The sequence below is a fragment of the Mesorhizobium sp. M7A.F.Ca.ET.027.02.1.1 genome, assembly GCF_004022985.1.
Classification (GTDB): Bacteria; Pseudomonadota; Alphaproteobacteria; order Rhizobiales; family Rhizobiaceae; genus Mesorhizobium.
In genome coordinates, this window is sequence record NZ_RZOL01000417.1 from 1 (window position 1) to 5,240 (window position 5,240).

Sequence of the window (5,240 nt, forward strand, 5' to 3'; positions counted from 1 at the left end):
ATCCTGTCGCGCGCGCTCGGCGCCTTCTCGAAGCGTCATACACAGGTCGAGGTCACCGTGCGCTATGCCCATTCCGGGGCACAGATGGCGGCGCTCGCTGCCGGCGAACTCGATCTGTGCGTGGTGTTCGAATGGCAGGATCCCGCCGGCGGCGAAGTGCTGATGCACGACCCGACCGTGTGGGTGACGTCGACCCTGCATCACATGCATGAGGAACAGCCGGTGCCGATCGCGCTCTACAACCGGGCCGGCTGGTGCAAGGACTTCGCCATCAAATCACTGGAGCAGCGCGATCTTGCCTATCGTGTCGCCTATACCAGCGACACCACCGGCGGCCTCAAGCTCGCCGTCACCTCCGGACTGGCGATCGCGCCGATTTCGCGCAGCAACATTCCGGACGGCTGTCGTGAACTGACCACCGCGGACGGATTCGGCGCCATCGATTCCTCGAACGTGGTGATGCACCGCAACCCCAATGCGTCAGGTGAGGCGATCGACGGCATGCAGGATGCGATCCGCGAAGCCTTCGTCAACAGGCTCAGTCAGCCGGCGGCATCCTCGTAGAAATGCAGCCTGTTGCCGAACGGATCGGCGACCGACACCTCGCGGGTCTTCCAAGGCGTATCTTCCACGCCCGGCCTGGCGAAGCGGTAGTTTTTGCCGATCAGTTCGCCATGAAGAGCGGTGATGTCCTCGACCTCGATGCGCAGGGCGATGCCGGGTGCACCGTCGCCATGATGTTCGCTGAGATGCAGAACGCAGCCGTCGCGGCCGACCGCCACGTAAAGCGGCGCGTCGTCGGCGAAGCGATGTTCCCACTGCACCTCGAAGCCGAGGAAGCCGACATAGAATTCACGCGCCTTGGCAATGTCGAAGATGCGCAGGATGGGTGTGACAGCGCCAAGTCTGGGCATGGTGGTGCACCCGTGCGAGAGGTTTTCAGGTGAGATGGACGCGGGCGGCAATCCCTTTGTTTTTTCGCAATTCCGGACGGAAAACCGCTTCACAATTTTCCTGGAATTGCTCTATTTCAGCTCGAGCAGCCGTTCCAGATAGCTGCGTTCGATGTCGGGGCTGAGCGCATTGCCGAGCCGTTTGCGGATCGCTTCCAGAATCTGGCGGGCACGCTGCACGTCGATCTCGTCGGGCACCTTCACCGAATCGCCGAAATCGGGACCCTGGCTGGCGCGTGGCCGGCCGAGCGGATCACGATCGGCGTTCTGCTGGCGGCCGCCTTCCTCGCCGCCGCCCTGGTCGCCCTGCATGGCCTGCATCTGCTTCATCATGTCCTTGGCGCCCTTGCGCAGCGCTTCCAGCGCCCGGCCCTGATGACCGACGGCCGCATCGCCTTCACCCTCGCCGAGTGCCTGTTCGGCATTGCCCATGGACTTGCCGGCCTCGCCAAATCCTTCATTGGGCTCCATACCCATGCCTTCGAGGCCCTTCTTCAGCTGATCGAGGTCGCTTTGCAGCTGGCCCTGGCCCTGCTGCAGCTGTTTCAGCGCATCGGCGAATTCCTGGGGTGTCATCGGCTTTTGCCGGGCGAGCGGATCGCGGTCTTCGCCGACGCCGGGTCTGTCCTCATCCTGGCCGCCTTCGCCGAGCTGCTCGTCACGGTTCTGCCCGCGCTGGCGCTCGCCGCGTTGCATCTGATCCATGCGGAAGGTGTCGTTCATCATCTCCTGCTGACGCCGCAGGATCTCACCCAGCTTGTCCATCTGCTGGCGCATCTCGCTGTCCTGCTGGCCGCCTTGCTGCTGACGGCCGGCTTGCAGATTGTTCATCATGTCCTGCAGTTGCGACAGCAGTTGCTGGGCCTTGTCGCGATCTCCGGACTTCGCCAGGTTTTCGATCTGGTCCATCATGCGATCGATGTCGCTCTGGCGCAGTTCCTGGCCGTTCTGCTGCATCTGCGGGGCGTTGGGATTCTGCTTGGCGCGCTCCGCGAATTCCTGCAGGAACTGGTTCATCGCCTCGCGCAGTTCCTTCATCGCCTTTTCGATTTCAGCGTCGCTGGCGCCATTCTTGATGGCGTCCTGCAGCGCCTGTTGCGCCTGGCGCAGCCGCTTTTCGGCGGCCGAAAGATTGCCTTCCTCGATGCCGAGCGCGATTTCCCAGAGATAGGAGACCTCGCTGCGCAATTGATCGTCGCTCTCGGCCATCTTCAGCCGGGTGCGGGCGCTCATGATGGCGAGATAGTGGGACATGTTGTCGAACGTATCTTCCGGCCGAAGTGTGATGGCGTCCATCAGGTCGAGCACGCGCGGCTTGGCGTTGGCGTCGAGCGCCAGCAGGCGGCGCTGTTCGATCACGGCGCGTGCCAGCGGATTGGCGAAAGGCCGCTCCGGCATCAGCAGCGTCTTGGTTTCGCTCGATGCGGTGTGCCCGGCATCATCGGTGGCGACCAGCGTCAGCTTGATGCTGTTGCCGGCCCAGACATGCTCGGTCAGGTCCTTGGAGGTCTTGGCGGCGTTCGACTTGCCGCCGCGGCGCGGCAGCGTCAGCGGCATTTCAGGTGCACCGTACAGCGGGCGCGCATTCGGCGCCTGCGGATCGGCGAGCGCGAACACTGCCTTGGCGGTGGCGGCGCCATAGTCGTCGTCGATCTGGTAGTTTAGCTCGAAGGCGCCGTTTGCGGCGCGCTTGGGCTCGCCGACGAAGCGGATCTGCGGCGGCTTGTCCGATATGACCGCGAAGGCCCAGCGGCCGAGCTGGTCCTCGCCCGAGGTCAGCGTCAGCGTGCCGTCGCCGGTCAGCTTGCTGGTGAACTGGCGCACCTTGGACGGCGGCGCCGGGCTTGCGGCCGGCTTGGCGGCGGCCTGCGGCGCAGCGGGGTCGATGACGCGGGCGTTGCCATTCTTGTCGGCATAGCCGAGCGTTTCCTCGCCCGAGCCGCCCGTCACGCGCAGCGAAACGTCACTGCCTTCGGGAATCGTAAAGGTCGGGATCGCCTGGTTGGCGTCGGCGGTCAGGAAGATCGGCGGCTTGCCGGTATAGGCCGGTGGCGTCACCCATGCATCGATGCGCGGCGGCACGATATCGCGCGCGCCATGGGCATTGAAGCCGTCGCTGATCCTGCCGCCGGTCGGCCCGAAGGAGAAGGCGAAGGCGGTAACGAGTAAAAGGGCCGCCACCGCGCGCAGCCCCCAGGGGTCGCGCTCCGGCACGCGCGTGCGCGGCAGGTCGGCGCCAAGGTTGTCGAGCTTTCCGGCCATGCGCTTCTGGTGTTCGCGCCACAGCGCCTGCGAGAAGCTGCTTTCCCTGCCGCTGGGCCGGTCGGTCTGCACCAGCACCGGGCTGTGCAACAGTTGATTGGCGGCCTCGATGCGGCGGTCGATTTCGCCGGCGCCCGGCAGGCGGAAGAAGCGCAGCGGATAGAGCGCGGCCAGTGCCGCTATGGCAAAAGCAGCGACCAGGCCGATGCGCGCCATATCCGGCAGCCGGGAGAACAGCCCCAGCCAGGAGATGCTGAGGAACAGGCTGGCGACTATCACGAGCGGAAGCAGCAACGGCCAGCCGCGCTCGACCATCATCGAGACCCGCGTCGCCAACCGGCTCAAGGCCAGGCGTCCGGCCAGGCCGCGATCGCTGCTGAAGGTGGGTCGTTGCGTCATCGGCCCTTCCTTGAGCCTATCCCGAAAACCGGGATGCGGCCCTATCCCTTTGAGCATGATCTGTTCCGAAAGGGATTTCACTTTTCGGGATCATGCTGTGGAGCGGGCAGGATAGCCCGACGCCTCACGACTCAAAGAATACCAGCAAACACGGCAAAGGCGAGGCAGTTCGGAAAAACGTGAAGTGGACCGTTATAGTTCCATCCTGCATACCCTTTAGAAGGCAGCAGGCCCTTTAGAAGGTAGCGGGGTCCGCATTCGCTCCGCAGACCAGCACGGCGACCCGTTCGCCCGCCGCCGGCGCATAGCGGCCCGACAGGACCGCGGCAAAGGCGGCGGCGCCACCCGGCTCGGAGATGATGCGGGCCCGGTTCCACAGCGCCTTCTGCGCGGCGATGATGTCGTCGTCGCTGACCAGGATCGAGCGTTCGACAAAGGCTTCGGCAATCGGGAACATCATTTCGCCGACGCGCTTTGGCGCCAGTGAATCGGCGGCGATACCCTCGGCCGGCGCGTCGACGGGGTGTCCGGCCTCGAAGGCGCGATGCAGCGTCGGCGCTCCTTCCGGCTCGACGGCGATGATACGGATGCGGCCGGTAAACCAGGCAGCGATGCCGCCGATCAGGCCGCCGCCGCCGACAGCGACCAGCAGCATGTCGATCCGAGGCAAATCGCTCTCGATTTCGAGCCCGAGCGTGCCCTGGCCGACGAGCGTTTCCTCCTGGTTGAAGGCATGGATCTGCAAGGCGCCGGTCTCCTCGGCGAACCGTTCGCTGGCCGCCAGCGCCTCGGCGTAGCGGGCGCCGCCGACGATCAGTTCGGCGCCGTAGGAGCGGATTCGCTCCAGTTTGGCTGGCGGGCTCACTTCGGGAACGAAGATGGTCGCCTTGTGGCCGAGCCGCATGGCGGCATAGGCGACGGCCGCGCCATGGTTGCCGCCCGATGCTGCGACGACACCGGCCTCGGGAACCGGACGCTCCAGGAGATTGGTGAAGGCGCCGCGCGCCTTGAACGAGCCGGAATGCTGCAGGCATTCGAGCTTCAGGTCGACGGCCAGCGGCGGCTGGTCGAAGTCGGCCATGTCGACGCGCAGCACCGGCGTGTGCCTGATATAGGGGCGGATGCGCGGTTCCATCGCGGCAATGCGCTCGCGTGTGACGGTGATGCCGTTCGTCATGACTTGCTCCCTATGACGGGTAGGTGTGTTTCCGGCGCTTCTATGCAAGCCAGTCGGGCATGGAATCCAGCCCGATCAGGTCGTCATAGGTCGGGCGTGGGCGCACGACGTGGAACCGGTCGCCGTCGACCAGCACCTCCGGCACCAGCAGGCGGGTGTTGTAGGTGCCGGCCTGCACCGCGCCATAGGCGCCGGCGGTGGAGACGGCAATCAGGTCGCCGGCCTTCAGCCTGGGCAGATCGCGGTCCAGGCCGATATAGTCGCCGGTCTCGCAGACCGGGCCTACCACGTCGACCATCATGCGCGGCGTGTCGGCCGGCGGCTGCACGACCGGACGGATGTCGTGGAAGGCGTCGTAGAGCGTCGGCCGGATGAGATCGTTCATGGCGGCATCAACGACGAGGAAGTTCTTGGCGTCGCCTTCCTTCACGAAGATCACTTCCGAGACG

The 5,240-nt window shown here is 65.3% G+C and carries 4 protein-coding genes and 1 pseudogene; 1 reads left to right on the top strand and 4 read right to left on the bottom strand.

Annotated features, from left to right (window positions below; genetic code table 11):
- A partial coding sequence (locus EN749_RS30095; protein ID WP_245491521.1) for a LysR substrate-binding domain-containing protein occupies nucleotides 1–564 on the top strand: 564 nt, incomplete at its 5' end.
- Here the strand turns inward: EN749_RS30095 and EN749_RS30100 are convergent.
- The 4 genes and pseudogenes from EN749_RS30100 to EN749_RS30115 form a co-directional block, all read right to left on the bottom strand.
- Nucleotides 543–914, bottom strand: coding sequence for a glyoxalase superfamily protein (locus EN749_RS30100; RefSeq protein ID WP_128364524.1), 372 nt, complete (start codon nucleotides 912–914; stop codon nucleotides 543–545). The genes EN749_RS30095 and EN749_RS30100 overlap by 22 nt on opposite strands.
- Before the next feature lie 111 nt (nucleotides 915–1,025).
- Nucleotides 1,026–3,614, bottom strand: coding sequence for a TIGR02302 family protein (locus EN749_RS30105; RefSeq protein ID WP_128364525.1), 2,589 nt, complete (start codon nucleotides 3,612–3,614; stop codon nucleotides 1,026–1,028).
- 235 nt (nucleotides 3,615–3,849) lie between these two features.
- A complete protein-coding gene (locus tag EN749_RS30110) occupies nucleotides 3,850–4,791 on the bottom strand; it encodes a threonine/serine dehydratase (protein WP_128364526.1) in 942 nt (313 codons plus the stop codon).
- A gap of 40 nt (nucleotides 4,792–4,831) precedes the next feature.
- Nucleotides 4,832–5,240 (bottom strand): annotated as a pseudogene (locus EN749_RS30115) (diaminopimelate decarboxylase); the annotation flags it as partial.